The organism is Kitasatospora sp. NPDC057015 (genome assembly GCF_042673745.1).
Classification (GTDB): domain Bacteria; phylum Actinomycetota; class Actinomycetes; order Streptomycetales; family Streptomycetaceae; genus Kitasatospora.
Map to the genome: position 1 here is coordinate 318,799 of NZ_JBHUSG010000002.1, position 19,248 is coordinate 338,046.

15 protein-coding genes are annotated in these 19,248 nt (G+C 73.1%); 5 read left to right on the forward strand and 10 right to left on the reverse strand.

Going from position 1 to position 19,248, the window contains the following annotated elements:
• Positions 1-225: 225 nt before the first annotated feature.
• The gene (locus ACFTWP_RS03105; RefSeq protein WP_380262038.1) at positions 226-1,413 is read left to right on the forward strand and encodes a sulfite oxidase; all 1,188 of its coding nucleotides are present in this window, start codon (positions 226-228) and stop codon (positions 1,411-1,413) included.
• A 152-nt stretch (positions 1,414-1,565) separates the two neighbouring features.
• Positions 1,566-1,892: a hypothetical protein gene (locus ACFTWP_RS03110; protein WP_380262040.1), complete on the forward strand. Its 327-nt coding sequence runs from the start codon at positions 1,566-1,568 to the stop codon at positions 1,890-1,892.
• A gap of 178 nt (positions 1,893-2,070) precedes the next feature.
• Here the strand turns inward: ACFTWP_RS03110 and ACFTWP_RS03115 are convergent, their stop codons facing one another.
• The 10 genes from ACFTWP_RS03115 to ACFTWP_RS03160 all read right to left on the reverse strand — a co-directional run bounded on the left by ACFTWP_RS03115 (position 2,071) and on the right by ACFTWP_RS03160 (position 10,109).
• Positions 2,071-2,838: a helix-turn-helix transcriptional regulator gene (locus ACFTWP_RS03115; RefSeq protein ID WP_380262042.1), complete on the reverse strand. Its 768-nt coding sequence runs from the start codon at positions 2,836-2,838 to the stop codon at positions 2,071-2,073.
• Positions 2,839-2,965: 127 nt separating this feature from the next.
• The gene (locus ACFTWP_RS03120; protein WP_380262044.1) at positions 2,966-3,964 is read right to left on the reverse strand and encodes a hypothetical protein; all 999 of its coding nucleotides are present in this window, start codon (positions 3,962-3,964) and stop codon (positions 2,966-2,968) included.
• A gap of 95 nt (positions 3,965-4,059) precedes the next feature.
• Positions 4,060-4,848, reverse strand: coding sequence for an SAM-dependent methyltransferase (locus tag ACFTWP_RS03125; protein WP_380262046.1), 789 nt, complete (start codon positions 4,846-4,848; stop codon positions 4,060-4,062).
• A 20-nt stretch (positions 4,849-4,868) separates the two neighbouring features.
• A complete protein-coding gene (locus ACFTWP_RS03130) occupies positions 4,869-5,744 on the reverse strand; it encodes an SDR family NAD(P)-dependent oxidoreductase (RefSeq protein WP_380262048.1) in 876 nt (291 codons plus the stop codon).
• Positions 5,744-6,379, reverse strand: coding sequence for a carboxymuconolactone decarboxylase family protein (locus ACFTWP_RS03135; protein ID WP_380262050.1), 636 nt, complete (start codon positions 6,377-6,379; stop codon positions 5,744-5,746). The genes ACFTWP_RS03130 and ACFTWP_RS03135 overlap by 1 nt, the downstream gene beginning before the upstream one ends.
• A gap of 372 nt (positions 6,380-6,751) precedes the next feature.
• Complete coding sequence (locus ACFTWP_RS03140) at positions 6,752-7,141, reverse strand: ArsR/SmtB family transcription factor (protein ID WP_380262052.1); 390 nt, start codon at positions 7,139-7,141, stop codon at positions 6,752-6,754.
• Entirely contained in the window at positions 7,138-7,344 is a 207-nt protein-coding gene (locus tag ACFTWP_RS03145) for a hypothetical protein (protein WP_380262054.1), read from the reverse strand. The genes ACFTWP_RS03140 and ACFTWP_RS03145 overlap by 4 nt, the downstream gene beginning before the upstream one ends.
• Positions 7,345-7,636: 292 nt before the next feature.
• Positions 7,637-7,810: a hypothetical protein gene (locus ACFTWP_RS03150; protein WP_380262056.1), complete on the reverse strand. Its 174-nt coding sequence runs from the start codon at positions 7,808-7,810 to the stop codon at positions 7,637-7,639.
• Complete coding sequence (locus ACFTWP_RS03155) at positions 7,810-8,511, reverse strand: DUF899 domain-containing protein (protein WP_380262058.1); 702 nt, start codon at positions 8,509-8,511, stop codon at positions 7,810-7,812. Before ACFTWP_RS03155 ends, ACFTWP_RS03150 begins: the two co-directional genes overlap by 1 nt.
• Before the next feature lie 47 nt (positions 8,512-8,558).
• Entirely contained in the window at positions 8,559-10,109 is a 1,551-nt protein-coding gene (locus ACFTWP_RS03160; RefSeq protein ID WP_380262060.1) for a GMC family oxidoreductase, read from the reverse strand.
• 292 nt (positions 10,110-10,401) lie between these two features.
• Here ACFTWP_RS03160 and ACFTWP_RS03165 point away from each other — a divergent pair, with 292 nt between their 5' ends.
• The 3 genes from ACFTWP_RS03165 to ACFTWP_RS03175 are packed head-to-tail and all read left to right on the forward strand — an operon-like array spanning position 10,402 to position 19,246.
• A complete protein-coding gene (locus ACFTWP_RS03165) occupies positions 10,402-12,354 on the forward strand; it encodes a CRTAC1 family protein (RefSeq protein WP_380262062.1) in 1,953 nt (650 codons plus the stop codon).
• A complete protein-coding gene (locus ACFTWP_RS03170; RefSeq protein ID WP_380262064.1) occupies positions 12,351-13,364 on the forward strand; it encodes an enediyne biosynthesis protein in 1,014 nt (337 codons plus the stop codon). Before ACFTWP_RS03165 ends, ACFTWP_RS03170 begins: the two co-directional genes overlap by 4 nt.
• Positions 13,361-19,246 (forward strand): SDR family NAD(P)-dependent oxidoreductase, encoded by a 5,886-nt coding sequence (locus tag ACFTWP_RS03175; protein WP_380262066.1) that lies wholly within the window; start codon positions 13,361-13,363, stop codon positions 19,244-19,246. Before ACFTWP_RS03170 ends, ACFTWP_RS03175 begins: the two co-directional genes overlap by 4 nt.
• Positions 19,247-19,248: the final 2 nt, after the last annotated feature.

The following is a 19,248-nucleotide window of genomic DNA, read 5'->3' on the forward strand; positions in this document are numbered from 1 at the left end:
CGGCCGCCCGCTGCCCGCGGCGCGCCGTCGCAGCGCGGGCACTCCGAGTGCCCGCTCGTCCCCCGAAGATGCCAACGGCCGATATCGTCCGCGTTTCGCGGGGATTCCCCCACCCCGGACGGGGCGCCGGACCCACCCTCACCGAGCGCGTCACCGAGCGCGCCGCCCGGCCACCGCCCGCCCGCCCCGCGGGCGCCGCCGGGCGCCCGGGGCGACGATGGACGTATGGCGGCGCGGCTCGACGGGGTGAGCACACCCGCCCGGGTGGCCGGGCCGGGCGAGGGCGTCAGCGCGCAGGAACTGGCACTGGCGGCCCGCAACCACGGGCTCCCGCTGGAGGCGCTGCGCTACGACGTCACGCCGCCCGGGCTGCACTACGTACTGACGCACTACGACATCCCCGCCACCGAGGCCGACGGATGGCGGCTGACGATCCGCGGCGAGGTGGACGAACCGCTCGCCCTCGGCCTCGGCGCCCTGCGGGCGTTCCCCGCCGTCACCCGGCGGGTCACCATGGAGTGCGCCGGCAACGGCCGGGCCCTGCTGTCCCCGAGGCCGGTGAGCCAGCCCTGGCTGGTCGAGGCGGTCGGCACCGCGGAGTGGACGGGCGTGCCGCTGCGGACCCTGCTCGCCGCGGCGGGCGTGCGACCGACCGCCGTCGAGGCGGTCTTCACCGGGGCCGACCACGGGGTGGAGCGCGGCGTGGAGCAGGACTACCGGCGGAGCCTCCCGCTGGCGGTCGCCACCGGCGACGACCCCGAGGTGCTGGTCGCGTACGCGATGAACGGGGCGCCGCTGCCGCCGCAGCACGGCCACCCGCTGCGCCTGGTCGTCCCGGGCTGGTACGGGATGGCGCACGTGAAGTGGCTGCGGGAGGTCGTGCTGGTCGACGCCCCCTTCACCGGCTTCCAGCAGGCGGTGGCGTACCGCCTCCGGCAGTCGCCGGACGACGTCGGCGAGCCCGTCACCCGGATCGTCCCGCGCGCCCTGCTCGTCCCGCCGGGGTACCCCGACTTCATGTCCCGGATCCGCGTGGTGCGGCCCGGCGCGGTGCCGCTGGAGGGCCGGGCCTGGTCGGGCCACGGCCCGGTCACGCGGGTCGAGGTGAGCACGGACGGCGCCCGCACCTGGTCGCGCGCCGAGCTGGACCCGCCGGACCCCTCGAACCCCTGGGCCTGGCGCCGCTGGCGGCACCGCTGGACGGCGGCCCCGGGCCGGTACGTGCTGAGCGCCCGCGCCACCGACGCGGCGGGCCGTACCCAGCCGCTGGAGCAGCCCTGGAACCGGGGCGGATTCGCCAACAACCTGGTGCAGCGGGTGGAGGTGCTCTGCCCGGCCGAACCGGGGGCCGGTGACGGACCCGGGACCGAGGAGCCCGGCCACGACTCGGACGGCGGCCCCGCCCGCCCCTGACCGCCGCACCGAGGCCGATCCGTCGCGGCCGATCCGCCGGGGCCCGCTCAACAGTGCGCCGGCAGCAGGGCGGGCGGCATCCTGCTGCCAGGCGGAGATCTGACACCGTCGGCCCCGGGTCGCCCGGCCGGCCATCCGTCAGTCTTGTCGACATGTATGCGATTCGCGCCCACCTGGAGCGGACGGGCGGCGCCCTGCCGCCCCGCCCGCCGGGGGCGCCCGCCGTACGGGACGGGCTGGAGCGGGGGATCCGCGGCCCGGCCCGGCTCAGCCACGCCCGGATCCGGGTGACGCCGGGGGCGGTCGACGCGATGGTGTTCATGGCCGCCGGCACCCTGCTGGAGGCGGAGGACGGGCTGCGCCGGGCCTGGGGTGCGCTCACCGACCCGGACGGCGCGCTCAACGGGTGGCAGCTCGTGCACTGCGAGGCCGACTCCTGGCTGATGCTGGGCCTGCACGAGCCGCCCGGCCAGCCCTGACCCGGCATCCGGGCAGGTCACGGCGGTCGTGGACGATCGCACGCCGGCGGCGGTCGAACCGGCCCGACGCCACGGCTGACCGCAGGGCGGGCCCCGGTCCCCGGGGTGTCCACCCGGCCGCTCGACCGGGCCGGTGGACGCCTCGGGGACCGGGGCCGCGCGCCTCCCGGCCCGCCGCTCAGCCCAGGGTGCGGGCCGCCAGGTGCTGCTGGGGCAGCTGCCAGCAGTCGAGTTCGGGCAGCGCGAGCAGGATCGGCAGGTCGAACGGACAGAACCCGCGGGTCTCCAGGTCGACCTCGATCGGCTCGCCGGCCCGGACGGTCACCGGGCGGCTCGCCCCGATGAACAGCGGCCGGCGGTTCCAGGGCAGCGGTTCGACGTCCCGCATCGCCACCACCGCCGCCCGCAGGTGCCAGACCCCCTCCGCCATGCCGGACAACCGGAACTCCCCCGGCCCGTCCAGGATGTCGCAGGCGGCCGGCTCCCCCTGGACGATCGGGTCGCTGAACGCCGCCACGTAGATCCGGGTGGGCAGGTCCAGGTCGGGGACGCCGACGGTGCCGCGCACCGCGCACGGCCGGGAGGCCGCCACCGAGCGGAAGGCCCGGGTGGAGCCCGGCATGCCCACCCGGGCCAGGGTGCGGTACCGGCCGGGCGAGAGCCCGACGCTGCGGGTGAAGCGGCTGGTGAAGGTGCCGAGGCTGTTGTAACCCACCTGGTAGGAGATGTCCGTGACGCTCAGCGGCGTCTTGAGCAACAGGTTCTTGGCATTGTGCAACCGGATCGCGGAGAGGAAGCGCCCCGGCGAGGTGCCGGTGAGTGTCCGGAACACCCTGGAGAAGTAGAACTTGCTCAGAATCGCGGTGTCGGCGATGTCGTCCAACGAGAGCGGTTCCTCGTAGCGCTCCCACATCGTCGCGATGGCACGCTCGACTGCGGCTTGCAAGACGTCTCTTCCTTCCGTGGGAGTCCGGGGCCCATCCGTTCGAAGAAGCTGGTGCCTGGGCCTGCCCGGCGGTCCGCGTCGGCTCAGCGCGCGGCGGGAACCGTCGGTCGGGCCCAGCTCCTGTGCGTCATCCGGATTGCTGCATCCACGCCCCCACCCGGCGGGCCGCCGTCAGGCTGGCCCAGGCCGTCATCCCGACCAGCACCCGGTCGGCGTCCTGGTCCGGTGTGCCGGCCCCCGCGCGCGCGGGGGCGATCACGCTCTCGTCGACCGTGTACGAGGCGAGCGCGGTGAGCAGCACCAGCCGCCCGGCCGCCCGCTCCTCGGCGGGCAGCGCGGCGACCGCGTCGTCGGCCCAGCCCCGGCCGAGCCCGGGCGGCCGGCCGTCCCAGCGGTCCAGGGTCTCGTGCAGCAGGTCCCGCACCCGCTTCGGGACGGCCGTGCTCCCGGCCTCGTCGACGGCGGCGGCCGCCCGGGCGAACGCCCCCGCGATGACGGGGTTGCTCCCGGCCCAGGCGAGGTCCTCGGGCAGCGGCGCCGCCGGCAGCAGGTCCAGGGAGACGCCGGCGACCGGCCCGGTGCGGGCCGAGGTGCGGATCAGCCAGGTGAGCACCCGCAGCACCGGGCGCAGCGAGCTCTCCGGCGCGCCCGGGGGCAGCGGCACGGCGCCCAGGAAGACGTTCACCATCCGGTTGAGGTACTGCATGATCACGACGGTGCCGAGCAGCTCGGGCAGCTGCCCGGGCGGGAAGGGCCGCGGGTTGGCAGCCGCGGTGTCCCGCGCGGCGCCGAGCCGCACCCACTCGGTCACCTCCTCGAACCCGCCCCCCGCGCACCCGGCGTCCCGCCCCGGGATCAGGCTGTGCAGGACGGCCGTGTGCATCCGCTCGCAGAACGGGCACTCGTTGCCGGCCGAGACGGCGCAGGCCACCGCCTCCTTCGCCGGACGCGAGGCTCCCCCCGCCACCAGCATGGTCTCGCGCAACATCAGCCAGCTCGCCGCCAGCGGGCCGGCGGCGGGCGAGTGCAGCGCGATCGGTGGCGCGAGGACGCCGAAGTCCCGTTCCAACTCCCGGTACACCTGGGCCACATCGCCGCGTGCCCGGTCGAACGCGACCGGCTTCACATGGCGGACCTGAAGCAACGACAGTCCCCGCAAGGTGGACTGGACGAGCCTTTTGCGCACGGTACTCTCCCCGGTTCGGACGGTCAGCACTCGATTCACGGCTTGCGCGCCACGGCACACCACATCGCCGAAGCCCCGGCCGGTACGGCCGACGGCTCCGGACGCCAGTCCCCCGGCGCCGCCACTCCCGGCGGCACCAGTTCAAGATCCTCACCCAGCAGCGCCGCCACCCCGGCCCGGTCCCGGCGCACCACCCGTGCACCCCAGCCGGGCACGATCAGCTCCAGCGCCGCGTCCATCGGCCCCTCCAGTTCGTGCTCGGCCAGGTGCCCGAGGGCCACCCAGCTGCCCGAGGGCACCGCGTCCACCAGCAGCCGCACCAGGCCCGCCGGATCGTCCGCGGGCTCCAGCTCGTGCAGCGCGCCGAAGAGCAGCAGGCCGACCGGACGCGACAGGTCGAGGGTCCCCGTGGCGTCCCGCAGGACCTGGTCCGGATCGTCCAACTCCCCCTGGACGTACGCCGTGGGGCTTCTCGGCTGCTGCCTGAGCAGCCGCCGCGCGTGATCCACCACGGCCGGGTCCCGGTCGACGTAGACCACGCGGGTGGCCGGGGCCGCCCGCTGGGCGACCTCGTGGGTGCTGCCCATCGTCGGCAGTCCCGCACCGATGTGCAGCAGCTGCCCGAGGCCCGCGTCGCCGACCAGATGACCCACCATCCGGCCGAGCGCGGACCTGGCGGCCCGCAGCTCGACCCGCAGGTCACCGGACGGCCAGGCCGCGCAGGCCCGTTCGGCCGCCTGCCGGTCGGCCGGCCCGTTGGCCGCGCCACCCAGCAGGTAGTCCACCGCGCGCGGCAGACTGGGGATGTCGAACTCTTCGGTCACACCTGTCCTCAGAAGAACTGTCAGGGAATCGGGAAGAAGAAGCGCACGAACTTCTCGAAGAGGCGGTCCCCGATCGTCCAGCGCATCCGGGGGAGCAGCCGCGAGGGCACTCCGATCCGGTAGCGGATCCTCGGGTTGTCGCTGCTCACGGCCTGCTCGATGACCTTGGCCACGGTCTCCGCGCGGACGGCCATCCGGCCCCGCCCGGTCGGGCGGTCGGTCTCCCGGTAGGCGCCGTGCCAGTCGACGAAGTACTGCCAGAACTCGTCGTACAGGCCGTCGCGCTCCTGGCCGGTCATCCCGAGGTCGGCGACCGACATCGGCACGAACCCGCCGAGCACGGGTGAGGGCTCGATCAGCACGACCTTGATGCCGAACCCCGCCACCTCGTGCCGGAGCGAGTCGCCGATCGCCTCCAGGGCGTGCTTGGTCGCCTGGTAGTAGCCGCGGCCCGGGGTGGCGAACTGGCCGAAGATCGAGGACATGATGACCACCCGGCCGCTGCCCTGGGCCCGCATCCCCGGGAGCACCAGCTGGGTGAGCCGGGAGAGCCCGAAGACGTTGGTCTCGAACTGCCGGCGCACCTCCTCGACGGGCGTCTCGCCGATGGTGCCGTTGAGGCTGTACGCCGCGTTGTTGATGAGCGTGCCGACCGCGCCGTGCTCGGCGGTGATCTTGTCCACCGCGTCGACCATCGACTGCTCGTCCGTGACGTCCAGGTGGAGCACCTGGATGCCCTCGGCCGCCAGGGGCGCGAGCGCGTCCATGTTGCGCCCGGTCGCGTAGACCGGCCATCCCGCCCGGTGCAGGCGCAGCGCCGCGGCCTGGCCGGTGCCGGAGGACATCCCGGTGCCCGAGGAGGCGCCGGTCAGCAGGATCGCCCGGGACGGTGCCATCAGGCGGCCGTTCCGGAGCCGGCTTCGGCTCCGGGCTGCTCGGCGTCGGACTGGCGGGAGATCCGGCTGCGGGTCATCGAGGTGCCCAGACCGAAGCCGTCCACCAGCCGGTTGATGAAGGCGAACAGCCCGGCGGTGAAGACGGCCTCCAGCATCTCGGCGTTGCTCCAGCCGGCCGCCTCGACCCGGTCCCAGTCCTCGTCGGTGATCCGGTAGGCGCCGGTGCAGACCTGGGTGACCAGCTCCATCAGGGCCAGCGTCCGCTCGTCGAGCGGGAGTTCGCCGGGCTTGTCGGCGGTGGCGATCGCCGTGGTCAGTTCCTCGCTGCCGCCGAACTGCGACAGGAACCAGTTGTGGGTGCCCACGCAGTAGGGGCAGCCGTTGACCTTGGAACTCCAGGCCGAGATCATCTCGCGGGTGGCCCGCGGGAGCACGCCGTCGTTGAAGACGCCGGTGTACCCCGTGATCAGGACCTCCATGAGGTCCGGCCGGCTGGAGACCAGCCGGAACATGTCGGGAACGAAGGGCAGGCCGGTCCTGCTCTTGATCAGGTCGTAGAGTTCGGCGGTCCTGCCGGTCGCCTCGGACTCCTCGATCAGCGGGACGCGCGCCGCCGGACCCTGGTGCTCACCCATGGTAGTGACTCCTTCGCCGTGGACGGACATTCACGAGCAACCCGATGCTGTCAGCAGCGCCGACCTCGGTTGTCTCCTAAATTGCCCTCTTCGGTGAACCCTCCGGTCGCCAGAAGTCTTGCGTTCCAGGCGAATTGACACCGGTGGGACGGACCAGGGCAGCACAGGACACGGCAGGTCGGGGAAGAACAGGTCGGCAGGGCGGGACGGGCCGGCCCGACCGTGCGGGCAGGGCGCAGCGACCCCCCGACCGGGGACGGCGACGACTCGGCCCCGGGCACGTGCGGCGCCCGGGGTCGTCACCGGTGGAACGGGGTGGGGCGGCCGCCGCGGGTCAGGCGCGGTGGCCGGGGAGCGTGGCCCGGGGGCCGACTACGGGAGCTCGTCCCGGGACGGATCGGTGCGCGCGGCGCGCTCGGCGGCCTCGGCCGCCTCGGCGACGCGTTTGACGGTCGCCAGCCGCCGGTCCCAGTCGTTCGCGAGCGCGGCCATCCAGCGCGCCGTCGCGTCGAGCGCGGCGGGCTGCACGGCGTACCGCACCTCGCGTCCGACCCGTGTGCCGGTCACCAGTCCGGCGGCCTCCAGGACGGAGAGGTGCTTGACCACCGCCTGCCGGGTGACGGGCAGCCGGCCGGCGAGGGTGGTCGCGGTGACCTCGCTCTGCGCGGCGAGCATGTCGAGCAGAGCGCGTCGGGTCGGGTCGGCCAGGGCGGCGAGCACGCCGTCCACCGCCCCGGCGGCGGCACGGGGTTCCTCGGTCACACGGACGGCTCTTCCACGCGCGCTCGGAGGGGGTCGAACACGTACCCGGACTTGCTGGCCACCTTCGACTCTCCTTCTCCGGCCACGGTGCCCGCCGTGGTCACCTCTTCGGCCACCCGGGGGCCGGACTCGGCCACCGACGACCGGACCGGCTCCAGCGGTGCTGCGATCAGCGTCTCACGTTCGATCAGTGCACCGCTCACCAGGGGACTCCTTGAGGTCGCCATTGAATGCAACTCCATAGTTGCAGATAGCGGTTTAAGATGCAACCGATGAGTTGCACTCGAACGGGAGCCCCCACGAGCCCCAGGGGGCGCACGCGAACGCCAGGACGCGTGCGAAACGCAACGAGCGCCGGGGCCCGGGCGCCCGACCGCGGACGGTCGGACGAACGGGCCCCGGCGCTCGGGGCGACGCTGAGCGGATGGACGGGGCCGATCGCCCGAGGGCTGCCGGCCGCTCCCGGCGGTCGGGCGGGCCCACCCGGTCAGCGCCTCAGCCGAGCTCCACCAGCGCGGCCAGCGCGGCCGCGACCAGCAGACCGACCAGCACACCCACGCCCGCGCCCGGGAGGCGTTGCACCCACCAGCCGATCCAGCCGCCGGCGAGCGGCAGCAGGAGTGCTCCGGCCACCGCCGGGTGCTCGGCCAGCCAGCCCGGGCCGCGCATCAGCTGGCGAACTTGTCCGTGCCGTTCCACCAGTTCTGGCCGGCGGTGCTGGCACTCTCGTTGTCGTACATGTCGTGGTGACGCCACCAGTCCCAGGGCTGGTCCAGCTCCTTCTCCTGGCGCCCGAGCGGCGTCAGGTCCAGGTAGTTGTAGAAGTTCTTGAAGATGTCCCCACCCCGGTCGTAGATCGAGTAGGTGTGGAAGACGTCCGTCCCGTCGGTCATGAAGACGCTCACGCCCGGCAGTTCACCCTGGTCGGTGGTGACGTGGTAGTCGACGTTGAAGTCGGAGCCGAAGGAGGAGACCCAGGGGATCGTCCAGCCCATCCGCGCCTTGAACGCCTCCAGCTTGGGCAGCTGGCCCCGCGAGACCATCACGAACGTGGTGTCCCGGGCGTTGATGTGGGACAGGTGCCCCACCGAGTCGGCCTGCATCGAGCAGCCGATGCAGCCCTCCTCCTGGTCCGGGCCGAACATGAAGTGGCGCACGATCAGCTGCCGGCGCCCCTCGAACAGGTCGAGCAGCGTCACCTCGCCCTGCGGGCCGGTGAACACGTACTCCTTCTCGACCTTCACCATGGGCAGCTCCGGTCGGGCCGCCACCACCTCGTCGTGCAGCCGGGTGAGCTGCTTCTCCTTCTCCAGAAGCTCCTTGCGGGCCTGGAGCCACTCCTCGCGCGTTGCCACCTTGGGCAGGTTCATCGGGCTCTCTCCTGTTCCTGGTTTCGTTTCGTCCCGCGGAACGCGGCTCAGCCGGCGCGCAGCCAGTCGGCCAGCCGCTCGCCGATCATGGTCGACGTCAGGTTGGTGTTGCAGTTGACGATGGCCGGCATCACGGACGCGTCGGCCACGTAGAGGCCCTCGGTGCCGTGCACCCGCAGGTGCCCGTCCACGACCGCGCCCTCGTCCCCGGCCAGGCCCATCCGGGCCGTGCCGACCGGGTGGTAGGCGCTGTCCAGGCTCACCCGGGTGTACTGGCGGACCATCTCCTCGTTCTCGATCAGCTGCTCGTTGAGGACGATGAAGTCCTCGCCGCGGCTGCGGATGCCCGGGTGGTTGACCAGCTCCCAGCAGGTGCGGACGGCGTCCGAGAGCTTCTCCAGGTCCCGCTCGGTGGAGAGGAAGTTCAGGTCGATGTCCGGCGCGGCGGACGGGTCCGCGGAGTTCAGCCGCAGGCTTCCGCGCGACTGGGGCTTCTGGTCGACGACCATCACGCCGAGGATCACGTTGCCGCCGGACAGCATCTGCAGGTCGGGGAACATGGTCAGGTCGAAGTGGTTGACCATGTAGTACTGCAGGTCGTTGAAGTCGGTCGAGCCCTTCGCGGTGGTCCGCACGATGGTCTGCAGGAAGGGCTCGGTGCGGTCGATCGCGCCGGGGGCCGGCTTCAGGAAGATGCCGGTCCGCGGGTGGTCGATCAGGTTGGCGCCGACGCCGGGCCGGTCGAGCCGGACGTCGATGCCCAGCCGGCGCAGGTCGTCCGCCGGACCGATCCCCGAACGCATCAGGATCGTCGGCGAGTTGACCGCTCCCGCGGACAGGACGACGCGCCGGGAGCGGACCTCCTCGGCCACTCCCCCGCCGGCGGAGAGCTCGACGCCCACCGCGCGGACGCCCTCGAACAGCACCCGGTGGACGAGCACGCCCGCCCGCACGGTCAGGTTCTCCCGCCGGCGCACCTCGGGGGTGAGGTAGCCCAGCGCCGCGTTGGCCCGGACGTCGCCGTCCCGCCGGTTCGACGGGATCGGCCCGACCCCGCTGGCCTCCGGGTGGTTGTGGTCCGCCACCTCGGCGAATCCGGCCGAACGGCTCGCCTCCACGAAGGCCTGCTGGACGGGGGTCAGCTCCTCGTCGCGCCAGCGCCGGACGGGGATGGGACCGCCCTTTCCGTGGATTTCGTCCGCACCGTAGTCCTGGTCGTCCTCCAGCTTCCGGTAATAGGGCAGGACCTCGGACCAGGTCCACTCCTCGTTTCCCGCGGCGGCCCATTCCTCGAAATTCTCGGGGACTCCGCGGAGGGCAATGGTCGCCCCCACCGAGGACGATCCGCCGGACGCCTTCCCGCGGGGGAAGATAATCCTGCGGCCGTCGGCGATCTCGGCCCTGAACTTCCAGTCGTGGGCGCTCAGGGACATTTCGTTGCCGTTGCGGATGTCCTCGGGAAGATCGGCGGTCGCCGGGAAGTCCGGGCCCGCTTCGAGCAGGAGCACCTTACGCGAAGGGTCTTCGCTGAGCCGTGCGGCGAGCGCCGCGCCGGCCGAGCCCGATCCGACAACGATGTCGTCATAAGTCTGCGCCATGGAACGTCCTCGGGGTCGCGGAATCCGATTGGAACAACACCTTCTGTCCACGAGCTTCACAGCCGGCCCGGTCGACTGTCTTCTCCGAACGTGCTCTCCCTCCCGACGGTGCAGCCCGGCCGGTGGGCAAGATGAGAGAAGCGGTATGGCAATGGGTGACTCATGCTCAAAAACCATGACGGCCAGCAATCGGAGTCGAAAGCAATCCGGCCGCGTTTCCATCACATTGTTATTCCTGCACGGAACACCTGCGTGAGAGGGGAATGTGTTGTATCAGGAGCGAATTCGTAGAATGATTCCGGGAGTGGCGACGGTGGTCGTGGCCGCCTCGCTGTTCTTCGCCGTCAGGGACTCGGTCGCGGTGGCCGGGGGCGACGAGGTCGCCACCCAGTACAAGTTCCAGGAGATGCCCATCGCCCTGCCGCCCGGGTACGACCAGCAACCGATGAACACGGTCCGGGTGGTGAACCCGGCGTATCACAAGATCCGCTCCTGGATCTCGTCCGTCGGCGCCAGCATCGCGATCAACGACCTCACCGGGCACGGCCTGGCCGACGGCATGTGCATCGTCGACACCAGGACCGACCAGATGGTGGTGACCTACACGCCCACCGCCCGCCCGGCCGACCGGTTCACCCCGTTCGTCCTCGACGCCGCGCCGCTGCCGATGGACAAGACCATGGCGCCCACCGGATGCACCCCCGGGGACTTCAACGGCGACGGGCGGATGGACCTGCTGGCCACCTACTGGGGCCGCACCCCGATCGTGTTCCTCGCCAACTCCAACGCCGGCACCCTCTCGGCGGCGAGCTACACCCCGCGCGAGGTGGTGGCCTCGCAGTCCCTCGACGGCAAGTACCACGGACCGCGCTGGAACACCGACGCGGCCTACGTCGGCGACCTGGACGGCAGCGGCCACCCGTCGATCGTGATCGGCAACTACTTCCCCGACTCGGACGTGCTCGCCGCCGACGGCCTGAACAACGTGGAGATGAACGAGTCGCTGTCCAGCGCGAAGAACGCCGGCGGCGACCACGTGCTGCGCTGGGCGAAGGCCAGCACCGGCCCCGAGCCGGACGTCGCCTTCGTCGAGGAGCGGGACGCCATCCCGTTCGACGCCTCCACCGGCTGGACGCTGGCCATCGCGGGCGCCGACCTCACCGGCCAGGGCCGCCCGGACCTCTACATCGCCAACGACTTCGGCCACGCGCACCTGCTGCACAACCAGTCCACGCCGGGCCACATCAAGTTCATCGAGGCCACCGGCCGCCGGGACGCGACCACCCCCAAGTCCTTCGTGCTCGGCAAGGGCTCGTTCAAGGGCATGGGCGTCGACTTCGCCGACATCGACAACAACGGCAGCTTCGACATGATGGTCAGCAACATCACCGCCGCCTGGGGCCTGGAGGAGTCCAACTTCCTCTGGGTGAACCAGGCCAAGGACAACGCCGACATGAAGCGGCAGCTGGAGAACGGCGTCGCGCCCTTCACCCAGGAGGCCCGGGAGCACGGCGTGGCCTGGACCGGCTGGGGCTGGGACACCAAGATGGCCGACTTCCGCAACGACGGCGATCTCGCCATCCTCCAGGCCGACGGCTTCGTCAAGGGCGAGATCGACCGGTGGCCGTGGCTGCAGGAGATGGCCATGACCAACGACGACCTGCTCTCCAACCCGGCGATGTGGCCCAACGTCCAGCCCGGAGACGACCTGGCCGGCGACGACGCGCTCGCCTTCTACGCCCGGACGCCGAGCGGCGCCTTCGCCAACATCAGCAAGCAGCTGGGGCTCGCGGTGCCCACCCCGACCCGCGCCATCGCCACCGGTGACACCACCGGCAGCGGCCTGCTGGACTTCGCGGTCGCCCGCCAGTGGGGGCCGCCGGCCTTCTACGCCAACCAGGCCCCCGCCCCCGGGCACTACCTCGACCTGCGGCTGTACCGCCCCTCCGGCGAGAGCGACGCCGGCACGGGCATCACCAACACCGGCACCCCGGCCTACGGCGCCACCGTCAAGATCACCACTCCGAACGGCACCCAGGTGTCGCAGCTGGACGGCGGCAGCGGCCACGGCGGGTTCCGCAGCTTCGACGTGCACTTCGGCCTGGCCGACTACGACGGCCCGGTGACGGTGGACCTCTGCTGGCGCGACAACGCCGGTGTGATGCACGAGAAGACCGAGCAGCTGAAGCCCGGCACCCACTCGCTCGTACTGACCAGCGACGTCCAGGAGGTTCCGAGCCGATGAGCACCGTCGCCGCCCGCAAGGCCCCCGCACCCGCACCCGCACCGGCCCCCGCGCCGGCCAAGGACCCGCGCTACCTGGCCCTGCGCAACTTCGCGATCTCCATCTCGATCTTCAACGCCTTCGGCTACACCCTGCTCGGCTTCGAGCAGCCGTGGCTCTGGCCGATCATCGCGGTGCTGACCGCGTACACCACCGAGATCGTCTTCGAGGTCCTCAGCGCCTGGGCGCAGCGCCGCACCTCGCGGTTCCGCGGCAACGGGATGCGCGGGCTGTACGAGTTCCTGCTGCCGTCCCACATCACCGCGCTGGCCGCGAACATGCTGCTCTACGCGAACGACCAGATCCTCCCGGTGCTCTTCGCGACCTTCGTCGGCGTGGCCGGCAAGCACGCCCTCCAGGCGCCGGTCGCCGGCCGGATGCGGCACTTCATGAACCCGTCCAACTTCGGGATCACCGTCACCCTGGTCTGCTACGGCTCCTGGGTGAGCATCGCCCCGCCGTACGAGTTCACCGAGAACGCCAACACGTTCTTCCGGGTGGCCATCCCGCTGATCATCGTCACCTCGGGCACCGTGATCAACGCCCTGCTCACCAAGAAGGTCGCCCTCATCGTCGGCTGGCTGGGCGGCTTCGTCATCCAGGCCCTGATCCGGCACTGGGTCTGGGACGTGGCCATCTTCTCGGCCCTCGGCCCGATGAGCGGCGTGGCCTTCGTGCTGTTCACCAACTACATGATCAGTGACCCGGGCACCACGCCGTCGAAGGCGCGCAACCAGTTCATGTTCGGCTCCTGGGTCGCCATGGTCTACGGCGTCCTGATGCTCTTCAACGTCGTCTACACGCTGTTCTTCGCCGTCACCGTCGTCTGCGGGCTCCGCGGGGCCGGCTGGTGGGTGGCCCATCTGATCAAGCGCTCCCGCACCCCGGAGTCCTCCGGGGCGACCGGCATCGGCGACAGCATCGCCGCCGAGCTGGGCAAGAAATCCGGATCCGAGGCGGTGGCCGCATGACCTCACACAGCTCTTCGCCCGCGATCGCGGTGGTCGGCATCGCGTGCCGCTACCCCGACGCGGACTCGCCGGACCAGCTCTGGCAGAACGTCCTCACCGGTCGGCGCGCCTTCCGGCGCCTGCCGGACGAGCGGATGCGCGCCGAGGACTACTACGACCCGGACCCGTCCGCGCCCGACAAGTTCTACTCGGCCAAGGCCGCCGTCATCGAGGGCTTCGAGTTCGACCGGGTCAAGCACCGGGTCGCCGGCTCCACCTACCGCGCCACCGACATGACGCACTGGCTGGCCCTGGACACGGCCGCCCGGGCGCTGGAGGACGCCGGGTTCCCGCTCGGCGCCGGTCTCGCCGACGCCAACACCGGCGTCATCATCGGCAACACCCTCACCGGCGAGTTCAGCCGGGCCAACCTGATGCGGCTGCGCTGGCCGTACGTGCGGCGCACGGTCGGCGCGGCCCTGCGCGAACAGGGCTGGGACGACGCCTCGCTGGCCGGCTTCCTGGAGGGGCTGGAGGAGCGCTACAAGAGCCCGTTCCCGCCGATCGGCGAGGACACCCTGGCCGGCGGGCTCGCCAACACCATCGCCGGCCGGATCTGCAACCACTTCGACTTCAAGGGCGGCGGGTTCACCGTCGACGGCGCCTGCTCCTCCTCGCTGCTGTCGGTCGCCACCGCCTGCGACGCGCTGGTCGACGGACGCCTGGACGTCGCGGTCGTCGGCGGCGTGGACCTCAGCATCGACCCCTTCGAGGTGATCGGCTTCGCCAAGACCGGCGCGCTGGCCACCGGCGAGATGAAGGTCTACGACAAGGGATCCAACGGCTTCTGGCCGGGCGAGGGCTGCGGCATGCTCGTCCTGATGCGCGACCGGGACGCCCGGGCCGAGGGGCGGTTCCGCTACGCCTCCATCGCCGGCTGGGGCTACTCCTCGGACGGCAAGGGCGGCATCACCCGTCCCGAGGCCAGCGGGCACCGGCTCGCCCTCCAGCGGGCCTACGCCACGGCCGGGTTCGGCATCGAGACGGTGTCGTACTTCGAGGGCCACGGCACCGGCACCGCGGTCGGCGACGCCACCGAGCTGCGCGCCTTCACCGAGGCCCGCCGCGCGGCCGACCCGGACGCGGCGCCCGCCGCGATCAGCACGGTCAAGGGCAACTTCGGCCACACCAAGGCCGCGGCCGGGGTCGCCGGGCTGCTCAAGGCCATCCTCGCGGTGCGCCACCAGATCATCCCGCCGGCCACCAGCCACCACGACCCGCACCCGGAGCTGACCGGCGAACGCCCGGCCCTGCGGGTACCGGACGAGGCCGAACTGTGGCCGCAGGACGCGCCGGTCCGCGCCGGCGTCTCCTCGATGGGCTTCGGCGGCATCAACGCCCACGTGGTGGTCGAGCACGCCGACGGCGTCCGCAAGACCGGCGTCGGCAGCACCACCCGCCGCCTGGTCGCCTCCCGCCAGGACGTGGAGCTGCTGCTCCTCGACGCCGACGGCATGGCCGAACTGCGCGGCAAGGTCGCCCACCTGGCCGCGCTCACCCCCCGGCTCTCGTTCGCCGAACTCGGCGACCTGGCCGCCACCCTGCAGGGCGACCTGGCCGACCGCCGGATGCGCGCCGCGGTGGTCGTGGCCAACCCGGAGCAGGCCGAGCAGCGCTTCACCAAGCTGCTCACCCTGCTGGACTCCGGCGCCCGGTCGGTGCTGGACCCGAACGGCGGGGTGTACCTCGGCAACGCGGGGCTCAACCCCCGGATCGGCTTCCTCTTCCCCGGCCAGGGCGCCGGGCGGCGCGGCGACGGCGGCGCGATCCGGCGGCGCTTCGCCACCGTGGACGAGCTGTACCGCACCCACGCCCAGCCCGCCGACGGCGACCTGGTCGCCACCGCCGTGGCCCAGCCGCGGATCGTCACCGCGTCCGTCGCCGGCCTGCGGGTGCTCTCCGCCCTCGGCATCGACGCCGTCGGCGCCGCCGGCCACAGCCTCGGCGAGGTGACCGCGCTGCACTGGGCCGGGGCCATGGACGAGAGCGCGCTGCTGCGCATCGCCGGGGCCCGCGGGCGGATCATGGCCGACGCCAGCGACGGCGGCGGCACGATGGCCGGCATCGCGGCGGAGGCCGCGCTGGTCGAACCGCTGCTGGACGGCGAGCCGGTGGTGATCGCGGGCTACAACAGCCCGGCGCAGACGGTGGTCTCCGGTCCGGTGGACGCGGTGGAGCGGGTCTGTGCCCGCGCCGCGGCCGCCGGGATCGGCACCGCCCGGATCAACGTCTCGCACGCCTTCCACTCCGAGGCGGTCGCCCCGGCCGCCGAGGGCCTGCGGGCGCACCTGGAGACCGAGACCTTCGCGCCGCTGTCGGGCCGGATGCTCTCCACCGTCACGGCGGGCGAACTGCCGTCCGACGTGGACGTGGTGGAGCTGCTGACCCGCCAGGTGCTCGACCCGGTGCGGTTCGACGAGGCCGTCCGGGCGCTGGCCTCCGACGTCGACCTGCTGGTGGAGGTCGGGCCCGGCCGGGTGCTGCGCGGACTGGCGGCGGAGATCGCGCCGTCGGTGCCGACCGTCTCGCTGGAGTCGGACAGCGCCTCGCTGGCCGGCCTGTTCGGCGCCGTGGCGGCGGCGTTCGCGCTCGGCGCGCCGGTGCGGCACGCGGAGCTCTTCCGCGACCGCTTCACCCGGCCGCTGCCGCTGGACAAGGAGTTCCGGTTCTTCGCCAGCCCCGCGGAGTCGGCCCCCGAGGGCGACTTCACCTTCTCCGGTGTGCACCGGCAGGCGCAGTCCGTGGTGGTGCCCGCCGCACCGGCCGCCACCGCCTCCGCCACGTCGGCCGTCTCGGCCGCCCCGACCGATTCGGCCGGGAGCGGCGCCAGCAGCCTGGAGGTGCTGCTGCAGCTGGCCGCCGAGCGGGCCGAACTGCCGATCGAGGCGGTCAGGCCCGACGTCAACCCGCTGGACGAACTGCACCTGAGCTCCATCACGGTCGGCCAGATCATGAACCAGGCCGCCCAGGAGCTCGGCATCTCCGCCCCGATGGTCACCTCGGCCTTCGCCACCTCCACCCTCGGCGAGCTCGCCGGGCTGCTGGACGAGCTGGCGCAGACCTCGGACGGCCGCGCGGAGCAGCCGGGGATCGCGGCGGGCGTCGCCCCCTGGGTGCGCGCCTTCGCCGTCGACCTCGTCGAGGCGTCCGCTCCGGCGGCGCCGGCCGGGCTCCCGTCCGGCGACTGGCAGGTGTTCGCGACGGACCGGCACCCGCTGGCCGACGCGCTGCGACAGGAGCTGACGGCGGCGGGGCTCGGCGGCGGCGTGCTGCTGTGCCTGCCGCGCGACTGCGGGCAGGAGCACGCGGCGCTGATGCTGGCCGCGGCCCGGGCCGCACTGGGCGCCGGCGGCGGTGGCCGGTTCGTCGCGGTCGGCGACCGGCGCGGGGCCGCCGGCCTCGCCAAGACCCTCCACCTGGAGGCGCCGGGTGTCACCACCACCCTGGTCACCCTGCCGCTGCCGGAGGACCTGCCGGCGGACGCGGCCCGGGAGTTCGGCGCCAGGATCGCCGCGGACGTCGCCGGGACGGCGGGATTCGCCGAGGTCCACTACGACCGGGAGGGCGTGCGCCGGGTGCCGGTGCTGCGCCCGCTCGCACCGGTCGGCGCCGAGGCCGGACGGCCCGCCCTGGACGGCGCCGACGTCCTGCTGGTGACCGGCGGCGGCAAGGGCATCACCGCCGAGTGCGCGCTGGAGCTGGCCCTGGACACCGGTGCCTCGATCGGCCTGCTGGGCCGCTCGGACCCGGCGCAGGACCCGGAGCTCGCGGCGAACCTGGACCGGATGGCGGCCGCGGGGGTGGCCTTCCACTACGCACGGGCGGACGTGACCTCGGCCGACGAGGTCAAGGACGCGGTCAACGAGATCCGGACGGCGCTCGGGCCGGTGACCGCCGTGCTGCACGGCGCCGGCCGCAACGAGCCGAACGCCCTCACGAACCTGGACGAGTCCTCGTTCCGGCGCACCCTGGCCACCAAGATCACCGGCCTGGAGAACGTGCTCGCCGCCACCGACCCCGGCGCACTGCGCCTGCTGGTCACCTTCGGCTCCATCATCGGCCGGGCCGGGCTGCGCGGTGAGGCGGACTACGCCACCGCCAACGACTGGCTGACCGACCTGACGCTGCGCGTCCGGGAGGACTACCCGAACTGCCGCTGCCTGGCGCTGGAGTGGTCGGTGTGGTCGGGGGCCGGGATGGGCGAGCGGCTCGGCGTGCTGGAGGCACTGATCCGCGAGGGCATCGAGCCGATCCCGACCGAGCAGGGCGTGGCGCTGCTCAAGCAGCTGCTCGCCGACCCCGCCGCACCCACCGCGATGGTCGTGATGGGCCGGGCGGGCGGCCTGCCGACGATCGACCTCGGCCGGCGCGAACTGCCGCTGCTGCGCTTCCTGGAGCGGCCGCAGGCCTACTACCCGGGCATCGAGCTGGTGACCGACGCGGACCTCTCCGCGGCGGGCGACCCCTACCTCGCCGACCACCTGCTCGACGGGGACCTGCTCTTCCCCGCCGTACTGGGCATGGAGGCGATGGTGCAGGCGGCGTCCGCGCTGGCGGAGCGGCCCGAGGTGCCGACGCTGGAGAACCTGGAGTTCCTGCGGCCGATCGTCGTCCCGGTGGCCGGCACCACCACGGTGCGGGTCGCGGTGCTCGCCAAGGACGCCGACACCGTCCAGGCGGTGATCCGCAGCAGCGAGACCGGCTTCCAGGCGGACCACTTCCGGGCCACCCTGCGCTTCGGGGGCCCGGCCCCCGAGGACACCGGGCCCCGGCCGGTCGCCGAGGACGCCCCGCGGGTGCCGCTGGACCCGGCCCGCGACATGTACGGCCCGGTGCTCTTCCAGGGCGCGCGGTTCCAACGCCTGCTCGGCTACCGGGAACTGGCGGCCAAGGGTTGCGTCGCGGAGATCTCCACCGTGGCCACGGCGCCCTGGTTCGCCGGCTACCTGCCCGACGGCCTGGTGCTGGCCGACCCCGGGGCCCGGGACGCGCTGATGCACTCCATCCAGGCCTGCGTCCCGGACGCCACCCTGCTCCCGGTGAGCGTCGCACGGCTGCACCTGGCCGCGCCGGCGGCCGGCGGGGCGGCCAAGCAGATCACCCTGCACGCCGTGGAGCGCTCCCGCGACGGCGACACCTACCTGTACGACCTCGACGTGCGCGACCAGGAGGGCGTGCTGGTCGAGCGCTGGGAGGGGCTGGAACTGCGGGCGGTGCGCAAGCTGGACGGCGCCGGCCCGTGGAACCCCGCCCTGCTCGGCGGCTACCTGGAGCGGCGCGCCGAGGCGGTGCTGGGCTCCCCGGTGCGCAGCGTCGTCCTGCCGGACGGCCTGCGGCCCGCGGAGGGGGTCGCCGCCCGGCGGGAGCGGACCGCGACGGCGGTGGCCTGGGCGCTCGGCGGGCGGACGCCCGTCCGCTACCGCCCCGACGGCCGGCCGGAGATCGACGGGGGCCGCAGGGTCTCGTCCTCGCACGGCGCCGGGGTCACCTTCACGGTGCTCGGCGAGCGCGCGGTGGGCTGCGACGTGGAGCCCGTGACGGACCGCTCCGCGGCCGACTGGGCCGGGCTGCTCGGTCCGGACGGCTTCGCGCTGGCCGAGCTGCTCGCCGCCGAGCAGGCCGAGGACCTCTCCTCGGCGGCCGCCCGGGTCTGGGGTGCGACCGAGTGCCTGCGCAAGAACGGCCGGGCGCTGGCGGGTCTGACGGTCGCGGACTCGCCGGACGCCCCGGCGCGCTGGGTCGTCCTGCGGTCCGGCGGCGCACTGATCGCGACCTTCCCGACGGCCCTGCACGGGGTCGACGTGCCGGTGATGTTCGCCCTGATGTCGGAAAGCGAGGACTGAGC